The organism is Rathayibacter sp. AY1F9 (genome assembly GCF_002932155.1).
GTDB lineage: Bacteria > Actinomycetota > Actinomycetes > Actinomycetales > Microbacteriaceae > Rathayibacter.
The window spans coordinates 180,657-202,909 of sequence record NZ_PSVA01000003.1 but is presented as its reverse complement, the minus strand read 5'-3'; the positions used below and the strand labels follow the sequence as shown (position 1 = coordinate 202,909).

Genomic DNA, 22,253 nt, shown 5'->3' with positions numbered 1-22,253 from the left:
GTCGGGCGTGCGACGTCCTCGACTTGACATGGGTCCTCGTAATGCCCACCGACGGACGACGCCCTCCCGCGCCGCCCGCTCCCGGGACGCAACGGATGGAGAGGTGCCGCCATGGCCACCAGAGCTACCAAGACCGCAACGCTCGACGCCGTCGACGACGACGTGACGACGACCACCAAGAAGCCCGCGACGCGCAAGCCCGCGGCGAAGACCACGGCGGCCAAGACCACCGCGGCCAAGACGACCCGCTCGCGCGCCACGACCAAGGCCGCCGCTCCCGCCGACACCGAGGAGGAGCCGACCGATGCCGTCGAGCCCGACGAGGCGGCGGAGGAGGAGGAGACCGAGGTCGTCGCCGAGGACACCGAGACCGACGCGAAGGACGACGCGGAGACGCCGGAGGCCCCGGCCGCCGCTGCCGTCGCCGCTCCGGCCGAGCCGCTCCCGAGCGGTGCGCTCGTCCTGTCGTTCGGCGGAGAGGACGACGAGGTCCCGGTCTACTCGACCGCGATCACCGGCGCCACCGCCGACCCGGTCAAGGACTACCTGAAGCAGATCGGCAAGGTCGCGCTCCTGAACGCGGCCGAGGAGGTCGAGCTCGCGATGCGCATCGAGGCCGGCCTGTTCGCCGAGGACAAGCTCGCCAACTCGACCGACCTCAGCCCGGAGCTCGTCCGCGAGCTGCGCTGGGTCGCGAAGGACGGCCAGCGCGCGAAGAGCCACCTGCTCGGAGCGAACCTCCGGCTCGTCGTCAGCCTCGCGAAGCGCTACACCGGTCGCGGGATGCAGTTCCTCGACCTCATCCAGGAGGGCAATCTGGGCCTCATCCGTGCGGTCGAGAAGTTCGACTACACCAAGGGCTTCAAGTTCTCGACCTACGCCACGTGGTGGATCCGCCAGGCGATCACCCGCGCGATGGCCGACCAGGCCCGCACCATCCGCATCCCGGTGCACATGGTCGAGGTCATCAACAAGCTGGCCCGCGTGCAGCGCCAGATGCTCCAGGACCTGGGCCGCGAGCCCACGCCCGAGGAGCTCTCGCGCGAGCTCGACATGACCCCTGAGAAGGTCATCGAGGTGCAGAAGTACGGGCGCGAGCCGATCTCGCTGCACACGCCCCTGGGCGAGGACGGCGACAGCGAGTTCGGCGACCTCATCGAGGACACCGAGGCGGTCGTCCCGGCCGACGCCGTGGGCTTCACCATGCTGCAGAAGCAGCTGGAGTCGCTGCTCGACTCGCTCTCGGAGCGCGAGGCCGGCGTGATCCGCATGCGCTTCGGCCTCGGCGACGGCATGCCGAAGACGCTCGACCAGATCGGCGACACCTTCGGCGTGACGCGCGAGCGCATCCGCCAGATCGAGTCCAAGACGATGGCCAAGCTCCGCCACCCGTCCCGCTCGCAGTCGCTCCGCGACTACCTCGAGTAGGCCGGTGATCCGCTACGCGCCGGCGGTCCTCCTCGGAAGGGCCGCCCGGTTCGCCGCGCGGGTCCGGAAGCCCGGCGGGGGATCCGCCGTGCCCGGACTCGTGGTGAACCGCGTCGCGCCCGGATTCCTGCCCGCGGTGCTCGACGGGTTCCGGGACGGCCTCGTGGTCGTCACGGGATCGGCGGGCAAGTCGACCACGACCAAGATGCTGGTCGCGGTGCTCCGCGCGCACGGGCTCCGGGTCTTCACCAACCCGTCGACGGCCAACATCGCCCAGGGGCTGACCTCCGCGCTCCTGGAGAGGGCGGACCTCCGCGGGCGGATCGACGCGGACATCGCCGTCCTCGAGATGGACGAGGGTCACGGCGCGCGCCTCGCGCCCCGGATGCGCCCCCGCGTCGTCCTGCTGACGAACGTGGTGGTCGACCAGATCGACCGCTTCTTCGATCCGGCCATGGTCGCCCGGATGCTCGGCACCATCGCCTCCCGCGCGACCGGTCCCGTCGTGCTGAACGCCGACGACCGCCACGTCGCCGATGTCGCGACCTCCCTCCCCGACGAGCGGATCCGCTGGTACGGCGTCTCCTCCTCCGTCCGCGACTCCGCGTCCGGCGGTCTCGGCTACGCCGCAGAGGCGGACGCCGGGACCGACCTTTCGACCACCGTCGTCGAGAGCACGACGGGAGCGGCCGCGCGCATCATCAGCGACGGCGACCCGCTCGAGGTCCGGCTCCCCGCGCGGGGCGTCCACTACGCGGTGGACGCCGCGGCGGCCGTCTCCACGGCCCGCGCCGTGCTCGCCGAGCGCTTCGACCCGGCCCTCGCCGCCTCCGCGCTCTCGAGCATCGACCCCGTCTTCGGGCGGGGCGAGATCGTCACCGTGCGCGGCCACGAGGTCGAGTTCGTCCTGGTCCAGAACCCGGCGAGCTACCGCCTGAACATCGCGGAGATCCCCGAGGGGACCGAGCAGATCATGCTCGCGATCGGCTCCGACGTCCGAGACCCCTCCTACTTCTGGCCCGTGGACACCTCCGTGCTCGGGCACGTCCGTGTCGTCTCGGGGTCGAAGGCGCACGAGGCGGCGCTGCACCTGCGCTACGACGGCGTGCGCGTCGACTCCGTCGACGAGGACCTGGGCCGCGCGCTCGACGCGTTCCTCGCTCTGCCGACCCCCGCCTCCGGCCGGAAGACCATCGTCTTCTCGGCCGATTCGATGCGCCGCACCCGTGCGCACCTGCAGCTCGTCACCAACCGCGAGGAGACCGCGTGACCACCCTCCGCATCGCCGTGCTCGCTCCCGACGTCCTGGACAGCAACGGCGACGCGGCGAACGCCCGGGTCCTCGCGGCTCGGGCGCGCTGGTCGGGCGTCGAGGCGGAGGTGGTGCCGCTGGCGACCGCCTCCGACGCCGAGGTCCGTCCGGACGTCCTGGTCGCCGGGACGGGAGCGGACGAGGACCTCCCGGGCGTCCTGGCCCTCCTCCACGAGATCGCGCCGACGCTGCGGGCCTGGGTCGACCAGGGCACCCAGGTGGTCGCGGTCGGGGCCGGCTGGGAGATGCTGGCCGGTTCGATCAGCACGGCCGATGGCGGCGCCCGGGGGATCGGACTGTTCCCCGGAGACTCGGTCACGGGCGAGCGCGCGACCGACGACCTCCTCGTCGAGACGCCGAGCGGTGTCCTCGTCGGCTTCGAGAACCACGAGCGCCGGATGACCGGGATCCCGCTCGAGCACGCGCTCGGCCGAGTGCTGCACGGCACCGGCGACGGCGCCGGCCACGAGGGCTACGCGGTGGGAGGCCTTCTGGGCACGCACCTGCACGGCCCCGTCCTCGCGAAGAACCCCTCGCTCGCGGACGCGATCCTGCGGCGCGCCCTCGGCGACGCCTACTCCCCGTCGGACGAGCGTCTCCGCCTGGTCGATGAAACGGCACGAGCCGCTCGCGAAGTGATCGCGAAGCGGCTCGGTGTCGGTCGGTAGGGCGCTGACGCGCCGTCCGGGCTGATCGGGGATGCGCTAGGGGCGCTGCTCCTCGAAGAGTCGGGCGGACTCGTCGTGCCAGCTCTGCGCGATGCTGGAGAGCTTCTCCTGGTACTTCTTCCCGTGGTGCGCGCAGAACAGCAGTTCTCCGTTGTTCACGACCACTCGGATGTAAGCCTGCGCACCGCAGCTGTCGCAGCGGTCGGCGGCGGAGAGCTGGTGGGCACCGGCGAGCTCGTCCACGCCGTTCTGGGTTGCTGTGGTCGACATGACTTGGCCTCCTGCACTCGGTCTTCGATCTCTGCTTAGTGGAACCCATCCAAGCACGCGATTGTTTCCGCACGGAGTCGATCGGTCGGCATTTCGCTCTGCGCGTAGGGGCCCCGCGCCGAGCGGCCATCGTGCTGTCGTCGGGTGCCGCGCCACCGGGGCCGGAGCGGTTCTCGAAAGTAGACTGGGCGGATGGCCTCCACCGACTACAACGCCCGCCACCTCTCCGTCCTCGAGGGTCTCGAGGCGGTCCGGAAGCGGCCCGGCATGTACATCGGATCGACCGACTCGCGCGGCCTCATGCACTGCCTCTGGGAGGTCATCGACAACTCCGTCGACGAGGCGCTGGCCGGGCACGGGACCGAGATCAGCGTGCTCCTGCACGCCGACGGCAGCGTCGAGGTGCGCGACCGCGCGCGCGGGATCCCGGTCGACATCGAGCCGAAGACGGGGCTCTCCGGAGTCGAGGTCGTGTTCACGAAGCTGCACGCGGGCGGCAAGTTCGGCTCCGGGTCCTACGCGGCGTCCGGCGGTCTGCACGGCGTCGGCGCCTCCGTGGTCAACGCGCTCTCGGAGCGCCTGGACGTCGAGGTCGACCGCAACGGCCGCACCTACCGGATGTCGTTCCACCGGGGGGAGCCCGGGCGCTTCGCCGACGCGGTCGAGCCCACCCCCGACGCTCCGTTCACGCCGTTCGAGAACGGGTCGGAGCTGACGGTCGTCGGGAAGGTCGCCAAGGGCGTCACCGGTACGCGCGTGCGCTACTGGGCCGACCGCCAGATCTTCACGAAGGGCGCCTCGTTCCAGACGGACGACCTGGTGACGCGCGCCCGGCAGACCGCGTTCCTCGTCCCCGGCCTGACGATCGACATCGTCGACGACCGAGCGGACGAGCGCCGCGCGGAGATGTTCCGGTACGACGGCGGCATCTCGGAGTTCGTCGAGTTCCTCGCCCCCGACGCCCCCGTGACCGAGGTGCTGCGCCTCACCGGCTCCGGCACCTTCACCGAGACCGTGCCGGTGCTGACCCCCGGCGGCGCCATGGTGCCCACCGAGGTGGAGCGCACCTGCGAGGTCGACATCGCCCTGCGCTGGGGCACCGGCTACGAGACGGTGATGCGCAGCTTCGTGAACATCATCTCGACGCCCAAGGGCGGGACGCACCAGACCGGCTTCGAGCAGGGCCTGCTGAAGCTGCTCCGCTCCCAGGTGGAGGCGAACGCCCGCCGCCTCAAGGTCGGCTCGGACAAGCTCGAGAAGGACGACGTCCTCGCCGGGCTCAGCGCCGTGCTGACCGTGCGGCTCCCTGAGCCGCAGTTCGAAGGCCAGACGAAGGAGGTACTGGGCACGCCCGCCGTCCGCGCGATCGTCGCCTCCACCATCGCCTCGACGCTGGGCGCGGTGTTCTCCTCGACGCGCCGCGAGGACAAGGCGCAGACCTCCCAGCTCCTCGAGAAGGTCGTCGCCGAGATGAAGTCGCGGATCTCGGCCCGCGCGCACAAGGAGACGCAGCGCCGCAAGAACGCGCTGGAGTCCTCCTCCCTTCCGGCGAAGCTGGTCGACTGCCGCAGCAGCGACGTCGAGAACAGCGAGCTCTTCATCGTCGAGGGCGACTCCGCCCTCGGCACCGCCAAGCTCGCCCGCAACAGCGAGTACCAGGCCCTGCTGCCGATCCGGGGGAAGATCCTCAACACGCAGAAGGCGAGCATCGCCGACATGCTCTCGAACGCCGAGTGCGCCTCGATGATCCAGGTGATCGGAGCCGGCTCCGGCCGCTCCTTCGACCTCTCGGCCGCCCGCTACGGGAAGATCATCCTGATGAGCGACGCCGACGTCGACGGCGCCCACATCCGCACCCTGCTGCTCACGCTCTTCTTCCGCTACATGCGGCCGCTCGTCGAGGCGGGGCGCGTCTTCGCCGCCGTGCCTCCGCTGCATCGGCTCGTGGTGATGAACGCGGGGAAGAAGCCGAACGAGACGATCTACACCTACTCCGAGAAGGAGCTGCAGAGCGTGCTCGCGGCCCTCGGCAAGGCGGGCCGCCGTTACCAGGACCCGATCCAGCGCTACAAGGGGCTCGGCGAGATGGACGCGGACCAGCTGGCCACGACGACCATGGACCGCTCCCGCCGCACCCTCCGCCGGGTGCGGGTCGCCGACGCGGAGAACGCCGGCCGGGTGTTCGAGCTGCTGATGGGCAACGACGTGGCACCCCGCAAGGAGTTCATCGTCCGCGGGTCCGAGTCGCTGTCGCGGGACCGCATCGACGTCTGAGCCGCGGGGCTCAGAACACCTCCGGCGCCGCTCCGATCGTCGCGATCGGCGCCGCGAGCGCCACGCCGGAGCCGTCGCGCTTCATCCCGGAGTCGGGCAGCGCGGCGACCGAGCCGTCGGCCTCGAGCGCGTGCGCGGGACCGGGGCCGACCCACGCCACTCCGAGGGCGGTCTCACCCTTGAGGAAGCGCTGCGCACGGACTCCGCCGGTGGCCCTGCCCTTGGCGGGGAACTCCGAGAACGGCGAGACCTTCGCACTGCCGGTGTCGGTCCCCGAGAGGGCCCAGCTGTCGACGGCGACCGTCGCGACGACGGCCTCGTCCCGGTCCTCGGCGGCGACGACGGCGAAGTGCACGACGTCGTCGGTCTCGGCCAGCTTGACCCCCGCCATCCCCGCGGCGGTCCGGCCCTGAGGGCGGACGGCGGACGCGGGGAAGCGCAGCAGCTGGGCCTCGCCGGTGACGAAGACCAGCTCGTCCTCCTCCGCCGACGCGGCCGCGCCCACGACGGCGTCCTTCGGCTTCAGGGCGATGAGCTCGATGTCCGGGCGGTTGGGCAGCTCGCCCGGCGCGACGCGCTTGACGACGCCCTGCTGGGTGCCGAGCGCGATCGGCCGCTCGTCGTCGAGGGCGACGAGCGCGAGCACCCGCTCGTCCTTCGCCAGGTGCGGGAGGTAGTCGCTCATGCGCACGCCCGCGCCCAGCTGCACCGAGGAGGAGGGGACGGCGGGCACGTCGACCGGCGAGAAGCGGAGGAGCCGACCGGCGCTGGTGACCGCGCCGATCTCCGTCCGGCTGGTCGTGTCGAGCACGCTGAGGACGGCGTCGTGCTTCGAGCGGCGCGTGGCGCGCTCGGGGTGGGGAGCGGCCTCGGGGTCGCGGTCGACCCGCACCATGCGGCCGGTGGTGCTCAGCAGCACCCGGCAGGGCACGTCCGCGATCTCGAGCACCGCGGCGGACTTCCGCCCGGTGGTGGCGACGGAGGGGCGCGCCTCGGTGAGCAGGGTGCGCCGCGGGGTCCCGAGGCGCTGGGCGACCTCGTCGAGCTCGTCCGAGACCAGCTCGTCGATCCGTGAGCGGCTGGCGAGGAGGGCCTCGAGCTCGGCGATCTCGGCGAGGAGGGTGTCGCGCTCGGTCTCGAGCTCGATGCGCGAGAACTTCGTGAGGCGGCGGAGCTGGAGCTCGAGGATGTAGTCGGCCTGCAGGGTGCTGAGATCGAAGACCTCGATCAGCCGGGCCCGCGCCGCCGCGGTGTCGTCGCTCCCGCGGATCAGCTGGATGACCTCGTCGATGTCGAGGATCGCGATGAGGAGGCCCTCGACCAGGTGCAGCCGCTCCTGGCGCTTGCGCAGTCGGTAGCGGGTCCGCCGGGTGACGACCTGCACCCGGTGGCCGATGTAGACCTGCAGCAGCTCCTTCAAGCCGAGGGTGCGCGGGCCGCCGTCGACCAGCGCGACGTTGTTGATCGAGAACGCGTCCTCGAGGGGCGTGTAGCGGTAGAGCTGCTCGAGGACGGCCTCGGGGCTGAAGCCGGTCTTGATCCCGATGACGAGCCGGAGGCCGTTGTCCCGGTCCGTCAGGTCGGTGACGTCCGAGATGCCGCTGAGCTTCTTGTTCTGGACGCCGTCCTTGATCTTGTCGATGACCTTCTCGGCGCCGACGAGGTAGGGCAGCTCGGTGACGACCAGGCCGGACTTGCGCGCGGTGATGCTCTCGACCGAGACGCGGGCGCGGGTCTTGAAGCCGCCCCGGCCGGTCGCGTAGGCGTCGCGCACGCCGGCGAGGCCGACGATCGTGCCACCGCTCGGGAAGTCCGGTCCGGGGACGAACGACATCAGGTCGTCCAGGGACGCGTCGGGATGGGCGATCAGGTGCCGGGCCGCCCCGATCACCTCCACGAGGTTGTGGGGCGCCATGTTCGTCGCCATGCCGACGGCGATGCCGCTGGCCCCGTTGACCAGCAGGTTCGGGAACGCGGAGGGGAGGACCTCGGGCTGGTCGTGCGAGTTGTCGTAGTTCGGGACGAAGTCGACGACGTCCTCGCCGAGGTGCTCGGTCATGGCCGTGGCGGCCGGGGCGAGGCGGGCCTCGGTGTAGCGGGCCGCGGCCGGGCCGTCGTCGAGGGAGCCGAAGTTGCCGTGCCCGTCGACGAGGGCGACCCTCATCGTGAACGGCTGGGCGAGGCGGACGAGGGAGTCGTAGATCGAGGCGTCGCCGTGCGGGTGCAGCTTGCCCATCACCTCGCCGACCACGCGGGCCGACTTCACGTGGCCGTGATCGGGCCGCAGCCCCATCTCGCTCATCATGTAGAGGATCCGGCGCTGCACCGGCTTGAGGCCGTCGCGGGCGTCGGGCAGGGCCCGCGAGTAGATGACCGAGTACGCGTACTCGAGGAAGGACCCCTCCATCTCGGCCGAGACGTCGACGTCCTCGATGCGCTCGGTGAGCGAGGATCCGGAGGAGGGGGCTGCAGCGTTCATGACTCGATTCGGTGGCGGGCGCGGGGCGGCGGCGGGGGAATGCACCGCCCTGCGGCGCTCGACGGGACGGGCGGAGCGGAGACGGCGCCTCGCGGACGGGACCGGCCCTCCCGTTCACGCGGACGCTCCGCCGCACCGGCCCGGCGGGGACGGCGGCGCTGTGCGAAACTGGGCGCGATGACCCACATGCTACCGCCAGCCCCCGACGGGCGGCGGAGCCTCGCCGACGTCCTGCCGGGCGCCCTCGACGCGCTCCTGGGCCGCCCCGGCCTCTTCGGCTCGCCCCGCGTCGAGCGGATCGTGGTCGTCCTCGTCGACGGCCTGGGTGCCGCGAACCTCCGCCAGCGCGGGGGCCACTCGCGCACGCTCGCTCCGGCCCTCAACCGCGGCACCACGCTCGTCTCGGGCTTCCCGACGACCACCGCGGCGGCCCTGGCGAGCCTGACGACGGGCCTGCGCCCGGGCGGGCACGGGATGGTCGGCTACCGCGTGCTCGACCGCGCCTCCGACCGCCTGGTCAACCAGCTCTCCGGCTGGGACGAGGGCATGGTGCCCGAGACGTGGCAGCCCCACCCCACGGTCTTCGAGCAGGCCTTGGCCGCCGGTGTCCGGGCCGGAGTGATCGGCCCCGCGCGGTACGCCCGCTCCGGTCTCACGCGGGCGATCCTGCGCGGCGCCGAGTACCACTCCGCCGGCGGCGTCGCCGAGCGCTTCACGGCGGCGCGCGCCCTGCTCGACGAGGGCGGCCGGCAGCTCGTGTACCTCTACGTCCCCGAGCTCGACCAGGCGGCGCACGCGCGCGGCTGGGAGTCGCCGGAGTGGACGGCAGCGCTCGAGCTCCTGGACGGGGAGGTCGGCGGAGCGGTCCGCGGGCTCTCCGCCCGGGAGAGCGTGCTGGTCACCGCCGACCACGGCATCGTGGACGTTCCGGCGTCCTCGCACGTGCTCGTCGAGCGGGGACCGCTGCTCGAGGGCGTCCGGCACCTCGGCGGAGAGCCCCGCTGCCTGCAGCTGCACCTCGAGCCGGGTGTGGACCCCGACGAGGTGGCGCGGCGCTGGATCGAGGCGGAGGGCGCACGCGCCTGGATCGCGACGCGCGACGAGGTCGCCGTGAGCGGCTGGTTCGGCGAGGTCTCTCCGGCGGCGGCCGAGCGGATGGGCGACGTGTTCGTCGCGGCACGGAGGACCATCGCCTACTACGCGGCGGACGACTCCTCCGGCCGCTCGATGATCGGGCAGCACGGGTCGCTCACGCCGGAGGAGACGCAGGTGCCGCTCCTCCGCTTCGGCGCGCTGGCCTGAGCCGGGCCGGAGGGACGGGGGGCACCGTCCGCCCCGGCGGAGCCGCGCCGGCGGAGGGTCAGTCGTCGCTGCGCGCTCCGAAGACGATCTCGTCCCAGCTCGGCATCGACGCCCGCCCCCGGCGGAGGCTCCCGCGCACGCCCGACGGCTGCTCGGGGACCGGGGGAGCGGTGCGCGGCGGCTCCGGTGCCTTCTCGACGGGAGGAGCGGCCTCGGCCTCGGGCTCCGGCTCCTCGCGGACGCGGAGGCTCGAGGCGTGATCGCGCTCGCCCCGGCGGCGACGCAGGGCGTCGAGCAGGTCGGCGGTGTCGTTGAGGTTGCGCTCGCGCTGCTCCGTCGTGCTGGTGACGGGGCGGGGGAGCGTCGAGATCGGGCGCGGGGTCTCGGAGAGGGCCGGCTGCGGTTCCGTGTCGGAGGGGCGGACGGCGGCCGGTCGGGCGTGCGGCATCGCGGCGGGGCGGCCTGCCGTGGGGTGGTCGGCCCGGGCGGAGCGGGTCGGCGCCTCCGCGGATTCGGGGTCGAAGCGCGTGGCGAGCTCGTCGACGGCGGCGGGGATGACGGCGCGCAGGCGCGGGATGAGGGTCGGCCGGATCTCGCCCTGCTGCGAGAGCGTGATCGCCTCGGAGGTCAGCGGCGACAGCAGCGCCTTCCGCGGGTCGAAGCGCCAGCGGGCGTCGTGGTCGATCTCGTCCGAGCGGAAGAGGAGCTTGACGACCCAGCCCTCCTCCTCCTTCCAGCTCGACCACTGCTCACCCTCGGCGCCGAGCGACGCGAGGCGGTCGCGGATGACGTCGCCGAAGGGCGTGCCCTCCTCGAGGGGATCGGGGTCGGTGGTCGTGTAGACGCGCACGGCGAGAGCGGACGCGACGATGTGCTCGCGCTCGGCCGTGACGGGTCCCTCGAAGCGCTGGACGTAGCCCAGGTCGGCGCCCGTGAGCTCGGCGACCTCCTCGGCGGAGAGCCCGGAGCGGATGTGGGCCTGGATCTCGCGGGGGGAGACGCGCTTCTCGCGCGGCGGGAGGGTGTGGACCCGCGGCCGCAGCTGGCTCTGCAGCGTCTCGTCGATGCGGACCGAGAAGCGCTCGCCGCCCTCGGACACGAGGACGAGCGATCCGCCCTCGACGCCGATCACCTTCAGTTCCATCATCGTGGGGACCCTCCTTCTGGACGCGGACCGGGCAAGGATGCCACGCGCCCGGGCGATCGGCCGGGAATACCCCGGGCGGGTCGAAAGTTGGTGCGGAAGGAGGCGGGGCGAGCGGGTGTCAAGAGCCGTTCGAGGTGGTTTGCGAATCGATGCGTCGTGATGCACACTGACCCCGCCGATTTGTTGAACAGCAGAAATAAGAAGTGGATGGGAATGGCTACGGACTACGACGCCCCCCGCAAGACCGATGACGACTCCGAGTCGATCGAGGCCCTGAAGGAGCGAGTCCCCGACAAGATGTCCGGAGTCGTCGACGTCGATGACGCCGACAACCCGGGCGGATTCGAACTGCCCGGTGCCGATCTGTCCGACCTCGATCTGGACGTCGTGGTCCTTCCGCCCCAGGCGGACGAGTTCACGTGCGTGAGCTGCTTCCTCGTGAAGCACCGCTCGCAGATCGACCACGAGGAGAAGCTCGGACCGATCTGCCTGGAGTGCGCCGCTTAAGCGCCTCCCGGCTCCGAAGGACGACCGCTCCGTCGCCGTGATCCCCGGATCGCGGCGACGATGTCGTCCGGGCGGCGGGTGGAGACCAGCCAGTACGGCGTCGGGTCGGCCGGATCCTCGATCGGGACCCGCACCACCTCCTTCACCCAGCCGCGGATGACCAGGTACGCCCGCGCGTCCAGGCGCGTCCCGCGCTCGGCGAACGCCTGGTCCCCCGAGTAGGAAGACGGCTCGCCCACGAGGTCCAGCGGGATGTGCGCGCGGCCGGCGCGCAGCTCACCCTCCGCCACCTCGATCACGGGGGAGAGGGCCAGCAGCGACAGCACGCAGCCCGCGTACAGCACGACCGCGACGATCACCCCCACCGCGAGGTCGATGGGCGCGAACACCAGGATGCTGGCGGGGATCACGAGGGCGGTGGCGACGAAGAGCCAGGGCGCGGGCCACAGCCTCTCTCGGTAGGACGGCATGACCCTATTGGATCAGACGTTTGGTCTACCCTCGTCACGTGCCTGCAACCGTCGACGTCCCGATCACCGCGGACCGGCTCCCCTCCTACGCCCGTCCGGGCGACGCGGGAGCCGATCTCCACTCGACGGAGGACGTGGTGCTCGCCCCCGGTGAGCGCGCCTCCGTCGGCACAGGGGTGGCCGTCGCCCTCCCGGAGGGCCACGCCGGCTTCGTCGTCCCCCGCAGCGGGCTGGCCTTCAGGCACGGCATCACCGTCGTCAACGCCCCCGGAACGATCGACGCGGGCTACCGCGGCGAGATCCGGGTGGCGCTGCTGAACACCGACAGCCGCGAGACGTACCGCGTCTCGGCGGGGGACCGGATCGCGCAGCTCGTGATCGTCCCCGTCGTCCAGGCGAGGTTCACGACCGTCGACGAGCTTCCCGAGTCGGTCCGCGGCACGGGCGGCTTCGGATCCACCGGGTACGCCGCCGGCGCCCAGGAGACCAGAATCCACGAGGAGAGCGCATGAGCGACATCCAGCCCACGGCCGGCGAGGCCGCCGAGCCCGTCCAGCAGGACTTCGAGAAGTCGGCGCCGGAGGATCGCGCGGAGGCCGGGCCCCTGGACGAGCGCGAGGCCAACCCGGTCCGCCCCTACATCGACCTCGGCGGGGTGAAGGTGCTTCCCCGCGAGGGCATGCACATCCGCCTCGAGGTCGAGGAGGGGACCAAGCGCGTCATCGCCGTCGGCCTCGACTACGCAGGGTCGACGCTGCAGGTGCAGCCCTTCTCCGCGCCGCGCTCCTCGGGCCTCTGGCACGAGATCCGCGGCCAGATCGCCGAGCAGATCGGCCGTCAGGGCGGATCGACGACGGAGCGCGACGGCGTCTTCGGTCCGGAGCTCGTCGCCGAGCTCCCGATCGCCGGCGGCCAGACCCGCGTCGCCCGGTTCGTCGGCGTCGACGGTCCGCGCTGGTTCCTCCGCGGCGTGATCGCCGGAGCCGGAGCCGTCGACGAGCAGGCGGCCGCCTCGGTCGAGGAGCTCTTCCGCAGCATCGTCGTGGTCCGCGGCAGCGGCCCGATGCCTCCGCGCGACCTGATCCCGCTGAAGGTGCCGACCGGCAGCCAGACCCAGCAGAGCGCGAGCTGACCGGCATGGAGCCGGTGCGGCCCGAGGACCCGGCCCGATCGGAGGAGCCGGTCCGGCCCGAGGTGGGTGACGCGATCGCGCAGGCCGCCCGCCGCTCGGGACTCGGCGCGGTCGCCGACGGCGAGCCGTTCGACGGGAAGGCGCTGCTGCGCACCATGGGCGGCGTCCGGGGGATCCTCGAGGCCGTCGTGCCCGGCATCGCCTTCGTCCTGCTCTACACGGTCACCTCGGAGCTGGTGCTCTCGCTGGTCGCATCCGTCGGGCTCGCCGTGGCGTTCACGGTGGCGCGGGTGCTCGGCCGGACGCCGGTGATTCAGGCCGTCGGCGGGCTGCTCGCCGTGGTGGTCTCGGCCGCACTGGCGCTGTTCACCGGGCGGGGCGTCGACAACTTCGCCCTGGGGCTGCTCACCAACCTCGTCTACGGGCTCGTCTTCCTCCTCTCCGTCCTCGTGCGCTGGCCCCTGATCGGCGTCGCCGCCGGCTTCCTGATGGGGGACGGCACCGCCTGGCGATCCGATCGGCGCAAGCGCCGCCTCTTCGGCGCCCTGACCCTCGCGTGGGCGGGGCTCTTCCTCCTGCGCCTGGCCGTGCAGTACCCGCTGTTCCTCGCCGAGGACACCACGGCGCTGGGCATCTGGAAGCTGGCGCTGGGCCTGCCCCTGTACGCGCCGCTGCTGGTGCTCACCGTGCTCGCCGTCCGGGCCGAGTACCGCGGAGCCGACGAGCGCGCCGATGCGGGCGATGCTCCGGATCGTGCATAGAATTGTCTCGACGTCGAGATAAATAGCGCTCGCCTCCCCGCACCGTCGCGGCGAGGTCGACCGGGCGCCTCGGCGTCGAGGAGTTAGGTCCTCCTTGGTGGCAGGCCGCTGTGCGCGGTCGTCAAGATGAGGACGGAGAGCGGCTCCGCCCGTCGGCGGACGCTGCAGTCAGCGAAGGAGAGGGCGACGTGTCCGCGGTAGACAGCTTTGGATCGAAAGACACCCTGAAGGTAGGCTCGACCGACTACGAGGTGTTCCGCATCGACCGGGTCCCCGGTCACGAGAAGCTCCCGTTCAGCCTCAAGGTGCTGCTCGAGAACCTCCTCCGCACGGAGGACGGCGCGAACATCACCGCCGACCACATCCGCGCCCTCGGCGAGTGGGTCCCGGAGTCGGAGCCCGACACCGAGATCCAGTTCACGCCGGCCCGCGTGGTCATGCAGGACTTCACCGGCGTGCCCTGCATCGTCGACCTCGCCACGATGCGCGAGGCCGTCGCTGCCCTGGGCGGCGACGCGAACCGGATCAACCCGCTCGCGCCCGCCGAGATGGTGATCGACCACTCCGTCATCGCCGACCTCTTCGGCACCGAGGACGCGCTCGAGCGCAACGTCGAGCTCGAGTACGAGCGCAACGGCGAGCGGTACCAGTTCCTCCGCTGGGGCCAGACCGCCTTCGACGACTTCAAGGTCGTCCCGCCCGGAACCGGCATCGTGCACCAGGTCAACATCGAGTACCTGGCCCGCGTCACCATGACCCGCGAGGTGGGCGGTGCGCTGCGCGCCTACCCCGACACCTGCGTCGGCACCGACTCGCACACGACGATGGTCAACGGCCTCGGCGTGCTCGGCTGGGGCGTCGGCGGCATCGAGGCCGAGGCCGCGATGCTCGGCCAGCCCGTCTCGATGCTCATCCCGAAGGTCGTCGGCTTCAAGCTCACCGGCTCGATCCCGACCGGCGTGACCGCGACGGACGTCGTGCTCACCATCACGCAGATGCTGCGCAAGCACGGCGTGGTCGGCAAGTTCGTCGAGTTCTACGGGGCAGGCGTCGCCGCGGTGCCGCTCGCGAACCGCGCCACCATCGGCAACATGAGCCCCGAGTTCGGCTCCACCGCCGCGATGTTCCCCATCGACGACGTGACCCTCGACTATCTGCGCCTCACCGGCCGCAGCGACGAGCAGATCGCCCTCGTCGAGCAGTACTCCAAGCTGCAGAAGCTCTGGCACGACCCCGCGGTCGAGCCGGTCTTCAGCGAGTACCTCGAGCTCGACCTCGGCACCGTCGTCCCCTCGATCGCCGGCCCGAAGCGCCCGCAGGACCGGATCGAGCTCTCGTCCGCCAAGACGCAGTTCGAGTCGGATCTCACCAACTACGCGGACGTCTCGCACGACATCGTCGACCTGACCATCGCGGAGTCGTTCCCCGCCTCCGACCCCGGAGAGCTGCAGCCGCAGGACGAGCACAGCAGCCACGAGCACACCCACCGCTCGCACGCGCCGTCGACCGCCTCCAAGCCGACCACGGTCGAGCTCGGCGAGGGCGGGACCTTCACGATCGATCACGGCGCCGTCGCGATCGCGGCGATCACCTCGTGCACCAACACGTCGAACCCGTCCGTCATGCTCGCGGCCGGCCTGCTGGCCCGCAACGCGGCGCAGAAGGGCCTGAAGGCCAAGCCGTGGGTCAAGACCACGCTGGCGCCCGGATCGAAGGTCGTCACCGACTACTACGAGAAGGCCGGCCTGACCGAGTCGCTCGAGGCGCTCGGCTTCTACACGGTCGGCTACGGCTGCACGACCTGCATCGGCAACTCCGGCCCGCTGCTCGAGGAGATCTCGGCCGCGGTGCAGGACAACGACCTCGCCGTGACCGCCGTGCTCTCGGGCAACCGCAACTTCGAGGGCCGCATCAACCCGGACGTGAAGATGAACTACCTGGCGAGCCCCCCGCTCGTCATCGCCTACGCGCTCGCCGGCTCGATGAACTTCGACTTCGAGGTCGACGCGCTCGGCACCGACTCCGACGGCAACGACGTGTTCCTCAAGGACATCTGGCCCGACGCGGCCGAGGTGCAGGCGACGATCGACTCGTCGATCGACAAGTCGATGTTCGACACGCAGTACGCGGGCGTGTTCGACGGTGACGAGCGCTGGCGCGCGCTGCAGACCCCCGAGGGCTCGATCTTCGAGTGGGACGAGTCGTCGACCTACGTGCGGAAGCCCCCGTACTTCGACGGCATGACGATGGAGACGACCCCGGTCACCGACATCGCCGGTGCCCGCGTGCTCGCCAAGCTCGGCGACTCCGTCACGACCGACCACATCAGCCCCGCCGGCTCGATCAAGGCCGACAGCCCCGCCGGCCGCTACCTCGACGAGCACGGCATCGACCGCAAGGACTACAACTCCTACGGCTCGCGCCGCGGCAACCACGAGGTGATGATCCGCGGCACGTTCGCGAACATCCGCCTGCGCAACCAGCTGCTCGACGGCGTGGAGGGCGGCTACACCCGCGACTTCACTCAGCCGGACGCCCCGCAGTCGTTCATCTACGACGCGTCGCAGAACTACCAGGCCGAGGGAACCCCGCTCGTCATCCTGGGCGGCAAGGAGTACGGCTCCGGCTCGTCGCGCGACTGGGCGGCCAAGGGCACGAGCCTGCTGGGCGTCAAGGCGGTCATCGTCGAGAGCTTCGAGCGGATCCACCGCTCGAACCTCATCGGCATGGGCGTCGTCCCGCTGCAGTTCCCCGCGGGCGAGAGCTGGGAGTCGCTGGGCCTGGACGGCACCGAGTCGATCAGCATCTCGGGCATCGAGGAGCTGAACGAGGGCGTCACCCCCAAGACGGTCCACGTCGTCGCCGAGCCGACCGAGCACTCGGCCGAGGGCAAGCAGACCGTCGAGTTCGACGCGGTCGTCCGCATCGACACCCCCGGTGAGGCGGACTACTACCGCAACGGCGGCATCCTGCAGTACGTGCTGCGCTCGCTCGTCTAGATCAGCCGCAGAGCGTGTGCGCCTTCCCTGCGGGGGAGGCGCACACGCGTTCCCGGGGGCCCCGTGCGTAGACTCGGGAGACGTCCCCACCTCGCTCACGACCCCGGAAGGCGGCGCGCATGGCTGTTCTCGAGACCATCGGCGGTCCTCGCGATCTCGATCGCCTGACCGCGGCCGAGCTCGAGACGCTGGCGCAGGAGATCCGCGACTTCCTCGTGCGCGAGGTCTCGAAGACCGGCGGCCACCTGGGGCCGAATCTCGGCGTCGTCGAGACGACCATCGCGATCCACCGGGTCTTCGACTCGCCGCACGACGCGATCGTGTTCGACACCGGCCACCAGTCCTACGTCCACAAGCTGCTCACCGGTCGCCAGGACTTCTCGAAGCTCCGGCAGCGCGGCGGCCTCGCCGGCTACCCGCAGCGGAGGGAGTCGCCGCACGACATCGTCGAGAGCTCGCACGCCTCCAGCTCGCTGTCCTGGGCGGACGGCATCTCCCGCGCCTTCACGATGACCGGTCAGACCGACCGCCACGTCGTCGCGGTCGTGGGCGACGGCGCCCTCACCGGCGGCATGACCTGGGAGGCGCTGAACAACATCAGCGACGACAACTCCCGCGGGCTGGTCATCGTGGTCAACGACAACGGGCGCTCCTACGCCCCGACCATCGGCGGCATGGCCCGCTTCCTCAACGGCGTCCGCACGCGGCCGACCTACCGCACGATGCACCGCGGCTCCCGGGCCGTCTCGGAGCGGCTGGGCGGCCCCGCCGCCGCCGTCTACCGCGGCGTGCGCGGCGGGCTCCACGGCTTCCTCAGCCGCTTCATCAACAACGAGGCGCTCTACTCCAACCTCGACATCAAGTACCTGGGGCCGATCGACGGACACGACCTGACGGCGATGGAGGAGGCTCTCCAGCAGGCGAAGGACTACGGCCAGCCGGTCATCGTCCACGCGATCACCCAGAAGGGCAAGGGCTTCGGTCCGGCCGTGCACGACCTCGCCGACCAGTTCCACGCCGTCGGGCAGATCGACCCCGAGACGGGCGAGCCGCTGAGCGCGGCCGGGGCCCGCTCGTGGACCTCGGTGTTCGCCGAGGAGATCGTCACGCTGGCCGACGAGGACCCGACGATCGTCGGCATCACGGCCGCCATGCTCCGGCCCGTCGGTCTCGACCGCCTCGCGGAGAAGTACCCGGAGCGCGTCTTCGACGTCGGCATCGCGGAGCAGCACGCCGTGACCTCGGCCGCCGGTCTCGCCTTCGGCGGGCTGCATCCGGTCGTCGCGCTGTACGCCACCTTCGTGAACCGCGCCTTCGACCAGGTGCTGATGGACGTCGCACTGCACCGAGCGGGCGTCACCTTCGTGCTGGACCGCGCCGGAGTCACCGGACCCGACGGTCCGAGCCACCACGGCATGTGGGATCTGGCGATCCTGCAGGTCGTCCCGAACATCCGCCTCGCCGCTCCGCGCGACTCCGTGCGCCTGCGCGAGGAGCTGCGCGAGGCCGTGGGCGTCACCGACGCGCCGACCGTGGTGCGCTTCTCGAAGGGGAGCGTCGGCGACGAGATCGACGCCGTCGAGCGTCTCGGCGACGGGGTCGACGTGCTCGCCCGCGCCGAGCGCAAGGACGTGCTGCTGGTCACGGTCGGGCCGATGGCCGCGATGGGTCTCGAGGTCGCTCAGCGGCTCGCGGCCCAGGGCATCGGAGCCACTGTCGTCGACCCCCGCTGGGTCGTGCCCGTGCCCACCAGCATCATCGAGCTCGCCCGCGAGCACCGCATCGTCGTCTCGATCGAGGACGGGGTGCGCGTCGGCGGGATCGGCACGCGCATCCGCCAGGACCTGCGCGAGGCCGGCGTGGACACCGCGGTGACCGAGCTCGGGCTGCCCGACCAGTTCCTCGACCACGCCAAGCGCGAGGAGATCCTCGAGGACGTCGGACTCACTCCCCAGCACATCGCTCGCGACGTCGTCGCGCAGGTGCTGGGCAGCAAGATCCCGGTCGCCCGTCCGCTCCCGGACGAGGTCGAGGCCCGGGACGACGCCCGCAGCGACTGATCGGCCGTCGGGACCCGTCCCTCAGGCGACGCGCGGAAGGGGCGCCGGATCCGATCCGGCGCCCCTTCCGCGTCACGGCACTCCGCGTCAGTCGACGCCGCGGATCGCGGGGTGGTGGAACGTGTCCCCGAACGCCCGCTCGCTCGCGCCGACCCGGTCGAGGTAGGGCGTGAGCCCGCCCATCTGGAACGGGTAGCCCGCGCCCAGGATCAGGCAGAGGTCGATGTCCTCCGCGGCGTGCACGACGTCGTCGTCCAGCATCCGCTTGACCTCGTCCGCGAGACCCGTCTCGACGCGCAGCCGCAGCTGCTCGGCCGTCATCGGCTCCGTGCCGCCGGAGACGATCGCGACAGCGCGCTTGTCGACGCCCTTCACCCGCCCCTTCGCGTCGCGCTCGAAGACGTGGCCGAGCTCGGCGAGGCGGTGCAGGTTGGGGCTGTCGAAGAAGCGGTCGGGGAACGCGGCGTGATGGGTGTCGAGCACGTGCGCGCCGACCTTGAGGCCCACCAGCTCGAGCAGCTCGAACGGGGTCATCGGCAGGCCGAACGGAGCCAGCGACTGCTCGACGACCTCGAAGGGACTGCCCGTGTCGACCGCGTGCATCGCCTCGCCCAGGACCTTCGCCAGCACGCGGTTCACCACGAAGCCCGGGGTGTCGCGTGTGATGACGGCGTTCTTCTTGAGCTTCGCGGCGGTGACCATCGCCGTCGAGAGGGTCTCGTCGTCGGTGTGCGGTGTCCGGACCACCTCGATCAGCGGCATGACCGCGACCGGGTTGAAGAAGTGGAAGCCGACGAGGCGCTCCGGGTGCTCCAGCCGCTCGCCGATGCGCTCGACGGAGAGGGACGAGGTGTTGGTCGCGAGCACCGCCGTGGGCGAGACGTAGCGCTCGATGTCGGCGAACACCTCCTGCTTCACCGACAGCTCCTCGAAGACCGCCTCGATCACCCAGTCGGCGTCGGCGAAGTCGGAGCGGTCGGTCGTGCCGGTGATCAGCGCGCGGAGGCGGTTCGCGTCGTCGGGGGAGACGCGTCCCTTCGCCAGCAGCGCGTCGATCTCGGCGCGGATGCCCGCGACGCCCTTGTCGACCCGCTCCTGGTCGAGGTCGGTGATGACCACCGGCACCTGGAGGCGGCGGAGGAAGAGCAGCGCGAACTGCGAGGCCATGAGGCCCGCGCCGACGACCCCGACCTTGGTGACGGGCTTGGCCAGCGCCCTGTCGGGCGCTCCCGCGGGACGCTTGGCGCGCTTCTGCACCAGATCGAACGCGTAGATGCTCGCACGGAACTGGTCGCCCGATATCAGGTCGGCCAGCGCCTCGTCCTCGGCGGCGAAGCCCTCCTCGCGCGTGGTGTTCTTCGCGGCCTTGAGCAGCTCCAGCGCGCGGTACGGAGACGCCGCGACCGTGCCGATCCGCGACTCCAGCTGCTTGCGCGCGATCGAGATCGCGACGTCCCACTTGACCAGCCGCTCCAGCTTGCCGGGCGCGTTCGGCCGCTCCACCTTCACGGAGCCGCCGATCACGCCGTCGGCCCAGCGGAGCGAGTCCTCGAGGAAGGCGGCGGGCGGGAAGATCGCGTCCGCGATGCCGAGGTCGAACACCTCCTGGCCCTTGAGCGTGCGGTTGTTCTTCAGCGGGTTCTCGACGACGACCTTGAGGGCGTTCTCGATGCCGATCAGGTTCGGCAGGAGCCACGCGCCGCCCCAGCCGGGGATGATGCCGAGGAAGACCTCGGGGAGCCCGAGCGCGGGGATGGAGGAGTCGACGGTGCGGTAGTCGGCGTTCAGGCCGATCTCGGTGCCGCCGCCCAGGGCGAGGCCGTTGATGAAGGCGAAGGACGGCACGCCCAGCTCGGCCAGCATCCCCAGCGTGCGGTGACCCAGGCGCGCCAGCTGGCGGCCGAGCTCACGGCTCGGGATGGCCCCGACCTTGCTGAGGTCGGCTCCCGCGGCGAGGATGAACGGCTTGCCGGTGATGCCGACCGCCTGGATCTCGCCGCGCGAGGCGCGCTCCTTCTGCGCCAGGAGGACGTCCGCCAGCTCGAAGAGCGACGCCGGCCCGAAGGTGTTGGGGCGGGTGTGGTCGCGGTCGTTGTCGAGCGTGATCAGGGCGAGCGTGCGGCCGCTGGGCAGCGGCACGTCGCGGACGTAGGAGTGGGTGACGACCTCGCCCTCGGCGAGGTCCACGAGGTTCTCGAATCCGTCGAGCATGGGTCAGCGTCCCTTCCGTCGTCCGCGCTTGCCGTCGTAGTGCGGGTTCTCCCAGATCACCGTGCCGCCCTGGCCGAGGCCGACGCAGAGGGCCGTCACGCCGTAGCGGACCTCGGGGTGCGACTCGAACTGCCGGGCCAGCTGGATCATCAGCCGGACCCCGGAGGAGGCGAGCGGGTGGCCGATCGCGATCGCTCCGCCGTACTCGTTGACGCGCGGGTCGTCGTCGTCGAGGCCGAAATGGTCGAGGAAGGAGAGCACCTGCACGGCGAACGCCTCGTTGAGCTCGAAGAGCCCGATGTCCTCGATGCCCAGGCCCGCCTTGCGGAGCGCCTTCTCGGTCGAGGGGACCGGGCCGATGCCCATGATCTCGGGCTCGACGCCGGCGTACGCGAAGCTCACCATCCGCATCTTCGCGGACAGGCCCAGCTCCTGCGCGGCGTCGGCGCTGGCCAGGAGTGACACCGTCGCTCCGTCGTTGAGCCCGGAGGAGTTGCCCGCGGTCACCCGGCCATGGGGGCGGAACGGAGTCCGCAGGCCCGCGAGGCCCTCGAGGGTCGTCTCGGGGCGCGGTGCCTCATCGGCGGTCGCGAGGCCCCAGCCCGCGGCGCTGCGCGTGGCGACGGGGACGAGGTCCGGCTGGATGCTGCCGGCGGCGTACGCGGCGGCGAGCTTCTGCTGGCTCCGCAGGGCGTAGTGGTCGGCGCGCTCCTTCGTCAGGTGCGGGAAGCGGTCGTGGATCCGCTCCGCCGTGCGGCCCATGTTGAGCGCGTCCTCGCCGACGAGGCGCTCGGAGAGGAAGCGCGGGTTGGGGTCGGCGCCGAAGCCCATCGGGTGCCGGCCCATGTGCTCCACGCCGCCGGCGAGGACCACGTCGTAGGCGCCGAACGCGATGCCGCCCGCGGTCGCGGTGACCGAGGTCATCGCTCCGGCGCACATGCGGTCGATGGCGAAGCCGGGCACCGACTTCGGCAGCCCTGCGAGCAGCGCTGCCGTGCGGCCGAGGGTCAGGCCCTGGTCGCCCTGCTGGGTGGTGGCGGCGATCGCCACCTCGTCCACCCGCTCCTTCGGCAGCGCGCCGTTGCGCTCCAGCAGACCGATCATCGCCTTGACGACGAGGTCGTCGGCTCGGGTCTGCCAGTACATGCCCTTCTCGCCGGCACGCCCGAACGGAGTACGGACTCCGTCGACGAACACGACTTCGGATCTCTCGGCCACAATGCCTCCCAGGAA

The 22,253-nt window shown here is 71.5% G+C and carries 17 protein-coding genes; 11 read left to right on the top strand and 6 right to left on the bottom strand.

What is annotated here, in order from left to right:
* Positions 1-111 precede the first annotated feature (111 nt).
* From C5C37_RS04020 to C5C37_RS04010, 3 genes are read left to right on the top strand one after another with little or no spacing between them, the layout of a single operon-like run.
* On the top strand, positions 112-1,428 hold the full coding sequence (locus C5C37_RS04020; RefSeq protein WP_104232561.1) for an RNA polymerase sigma factor: 1,317 nt from the start codon (positions 112-114) through the stop codon (positions 1,426-1,428).
* Between the two features lie 4 nt (positions 1,429-1,432).
* Complete coding sequence (locus tag C5C37_RS04015; RefSeq protein WP_104338500.1) at positions 1,433-2,698, top strand: Mur ligase family protein; 1,266 nt, start codon at positions 1,433-1,435, stop codon at positions 2,696-2,698.
* Positions 2,695-3,408, top strand: coding sequence for a type 1 glutamine amidotransferase (locus tag C5C37_RS04010; protein WP_146084429.1), 714 nt, complete (start codon positions 2,695-2,697; stop codon positions 3,406-3,408). Before C5C37_RS04015 ends, C5C37_RS04010 begins: the two co-directional genes overlap by 4 nt.
* A gap of 36 nt (positions 3,409-3,444) precedes the next feature.
* Here the strand turns inward: C5C37_RS04010 and C5C37_RS04005 are convergent, their stop codons facing one another.
* Positions 3,445-3,678, bottom strand: a complete 234-nt coding sequence (locus C5C37_RS04005) for a hypothetical protein (protein ID WP_068212876.1) — start codon at positions 3,676-3,678, stop codon at positions 3,445-3,447.
* A 192-nt stretch (positions 3,679-3,870) separates the two neighbouring features.
* Between C5C37_RS04005 and C5C37_RS04000 the strand changes: the two genes are divergently transcribed.
* Positions 3,871-5,952, top strand: a complete 2,082-nt coding sequence (locus C5C37_RS04000; RefSeq protein WP_104338498.1) for a type IIA DNA topoisomerase subunit B — start codon at positions 3,871-3,873, stop codon at positions 5,950-5,952.
* A gap of 10 nt (positions 5,953-5,962) precedes the next feature.
* Here the strand turns inward: C5C37_RS04000 and C5C37_RS03995 are convergent, their stop codons facing one another.
* On the bottom strand, positions 5,963-8,431 hold the full coding sequence (locus tag C5C37_RS03995) for a DNA topoisomerase (ATP-hydrolyzing) subunit A (protein ID WP_104338497.1): 2,469 nt from the start codon (positions 8,429-8,431) through the stop codon (positions 5,963-5,965).
* Between the two features lie 177 nt (positions 8,432-8,608).
* On the opposite strand from C5C37_RS03995, the gene C5C37_RS03990 reads away from it, so the two are divergent.
* Positions 8,609-9,733 carry an alkaline phosphatase family protein gene (locus C5C37_RS03990; protein ID WP_258074033.1) on the top strand — a complete coding sequence of 375 codons (1,125 nt, stop codon included), beginning with the start codon at positions 8,609-8,611 and terminating at the stop codon, positions 9,731-9,733.
* A 58-nt stretch (positions 9,734-9,791) separates the two neighbouring features.
* Here the strand turns inward: C5C37_RS03990 and sepH are convergent, their stop codons facing one another.
* Positions 9,792-10,880 carry a septation protein SepH gene (gene sepH / locus C5C37_RS03985; RefSeq protein WP_104222108.1) on the bottom strand — a complete coding sequence of 363 codons (1,089 nt, stop codon included), beginning with the start codon at positions 10,878-10,880 and terminating at the stop codon, positions 9,792-9,794.
* 213 nt (positions 10,881-11,093) lie between these two features.
* On the opposite strand from sepH, the gene C5C37_RS03980 reads away from it, so the two are divergent.
* Positions 11,094-11,387, top strand: coding sequence for a DUF4193 domain-containing protein (locus C5C37_RS03980; RefSeq protein ID WP_055792269.1), 294 nt, complete (start codon positions 11,094-11,096; stop codon positions 11,385-11,387).
* Here the strand turns inward: C5C37_RS03980 and C5C37_RS03975 are convergent.
* The gene (locus tag C5C37_RS03975; RefSeq protein WP_104232568.1) at positions 11,384-11,857 is read right to left on the bottom strand and encodes a DUF3093 domain-containing protein; all 474 of its coding nucleotides are present in this window, start codon (positions 11,855-11,857) and stop codon (positions 11,384-11,386) included. The two genes, C5C37_RS03980 and C5C37_RS03975, sit on opposite strands and share 4 nt — an antisense overlap.
* A 38-nt stretch (positions 11,858-11,895) precedes the next feature.
* Between C5C37_RS03975 and dut the strand changes: the two genes are divergently transcribed.
* The 5 genes from dut to dxs all read left to right on the top strand — a co-directional run bounded on the left by dut (position 11,896) and on the right by dxs (position 18,809).
* Positions 11,896-12,369 carry a dUTP diphosphatase gene (gene dut / locus C5C37_RS03970; protein WP_104319836.1) on the top strand — a complete coding sequence of 158 codons (474 nt, stop codon included), beginning with the start codon at positions 11,896-11,898 and terminating at the stop codon, positions 12,367-12,369.
* On the top strand, positions 12,366-12,989 hold the full coding sequence (locus C5C37_RS03965) for a DUF3710 domain-containing protein (protein WP_104248032.1): 624 nt from the start codon (positions 12,366-12,368) through the stop codon (positions 12,987-12,989). Before dut ends, C5C37_RS03965 begins: the two co-directional genes overlap by 4 nt.
* Before the next feature lie 5 nt (positions 12,990-12,994).
* Positions 12,995-13,750 (top strand): DUF3159 domain-containing protein, encoded by a 756-nt coding sequence (locus tag C5C37_RS03960; RefSeq protein ID WP_104225233.1) that lies wholly within the window; start codon positions 12,995-12,997, stop codon positions 13,748-13,750.
* A gap of 188 nt (positions 13,751-13,938) precedes the next feature.
* Entirely contained in the window at positions 13,939-16,749 is a 2,811-nt protein-coding gene (acnA, locus tag C5C37_RS03955) for an aconitate hydratase AcnA (protein WP_104324741.1), read from the top strand.
* 119 nt (positions 16,750-16,868) lie between these two features.
* Positions 16,869-18,809, top strand: coding sequence for a 1-deoxy-D-xylulose-5-phosphate synthase (gene dxs / locus C5C37_RS03950; protein ID WP_104222098.1), 1,941 nt, complete (start codon positions 16,869-16,871; stop codon positions 18,807-18,809).
* Between the two features lie 87 nt (positions 18,810-18,896).
* Here the strand turns inward: dxs and C5C37_RS03945 are convergent, their stop codons facing one another.
* Both C5C37_RS03945 and C5C37_RS03940 read right to left on the bottom strand, forming a co-directional pair.
* Complete coding sequence (locus C5C37_RS03945) at positions 18,897-21,020, bottom strand: 3-hydroxyacyl-CoA dehydrogenase NAD-binding domain-containing protein (RefSeq protein WP_104297810.1); 2,124 nt, start codon at positions 21,018-21,020, stop codon at positions 18,897-18,899.
* Between the two features lie 3 nt (positions 21,021-21,023).
* Positions 21,024-22,238, bottom strand: coding sequence for a thiolase family protein (locus C5C37_RS03940; protein WP_104250321.1), 1,215 nt, complete (start codon positions 22,236-22,238; stop codon positions 21,024-21,026).
* Positions 22,239-22,253 lie beyond the last annotated feature (15 nt).

Excerpts from the sequence above, each read along its gene's own strand:
- C5C37_RS04000 (WP_104338498.1), top strand. The coding sequence starts at position 3,871 with ATGGCCTCCACCGACTACAACGCCCGCCACCTCTCCGTCCTCGAGGGT.
- C5C37_RS03945 (WP_104297810.1), bottom strand. The coding sequence starts at position 21,020 with ATGCTCGACGGATTCGAGAACCTCGTGGACCTCGCCGAGGGCGAGGTC.
- C5C37_RS03995 (WP_104338497.1), bottom strand. The coding sequence starts at position 8,431 with ATGAACGCTGCAGCCCCCTCCTCCGGATCCTCGCTCACCGAGCGCATC.
- sepH (WP_104222108.1), bottom strand. The coding sequence starts at position 10,880 with ATGATGGAACTGAAGGTGATCGGCGTCGAGGGCGGATCGCTCGTCCTC.
- C5C37_RS04020 (WP_104232561.1), top strand. The coding sequence starts at position 112 with ATGGCCACCAGAGCTACCAAGACCGCAACGCTCGACGCCGTCGACGAC.
- C5C37_RS03960 (WP_104225233.1), top strand. The coding sequence starts at position 12,995 with ATGGAGCCGGTGCGGCCCGAGGACCCGGCCCGATCGGAGGAGCCGGTC.
- C5C37_RS03965 (WP_104248032.1), top strand. The coding sequence starts at position 12,366 with ATGAGCGACATCCAGCCCACGGCCGGCGAGGCCGCCGAGCCCGTCCAG.
- C5C37_RS04005 (WP_068212876.1), bottom strand. The coding sequence starts at position 3,678 with ATGTCGACCACAGCAACCCAGAACGGCGTGGACGAGCTCGCCGGTGCC.
- C5C37_RS03975 (WP_104232568.1), bottom strand. The coding sequence starts at position 11,857 with ATGCCGTCCTACCGAGAGAGGCTGTGGCCCGCGCCCTGGCTCTTCGTC.
- C5C37_RS03990 (WP_258074033.1), top strand. The coding sequence starts at position 8,609 with ATGACCCACATGCTACCGCCAGCCCCCGACGGGCGGCGGAGCCTCGCC.
- C5C37_RS03980 (WP_055792269.1), top strand. The coding sequence starts at position 11,094 with ATGGCTACGGACTACGACGCCCCCCGCAAGACCGATGACGACTCCGAG.
- dxs (WP_104222098.1), top strand. The coding sequence starts at position 16,869 with ATGGCTGTTCTCGAGACCATCGGCGGTCCTCGCGATCTCGATCGCCTG.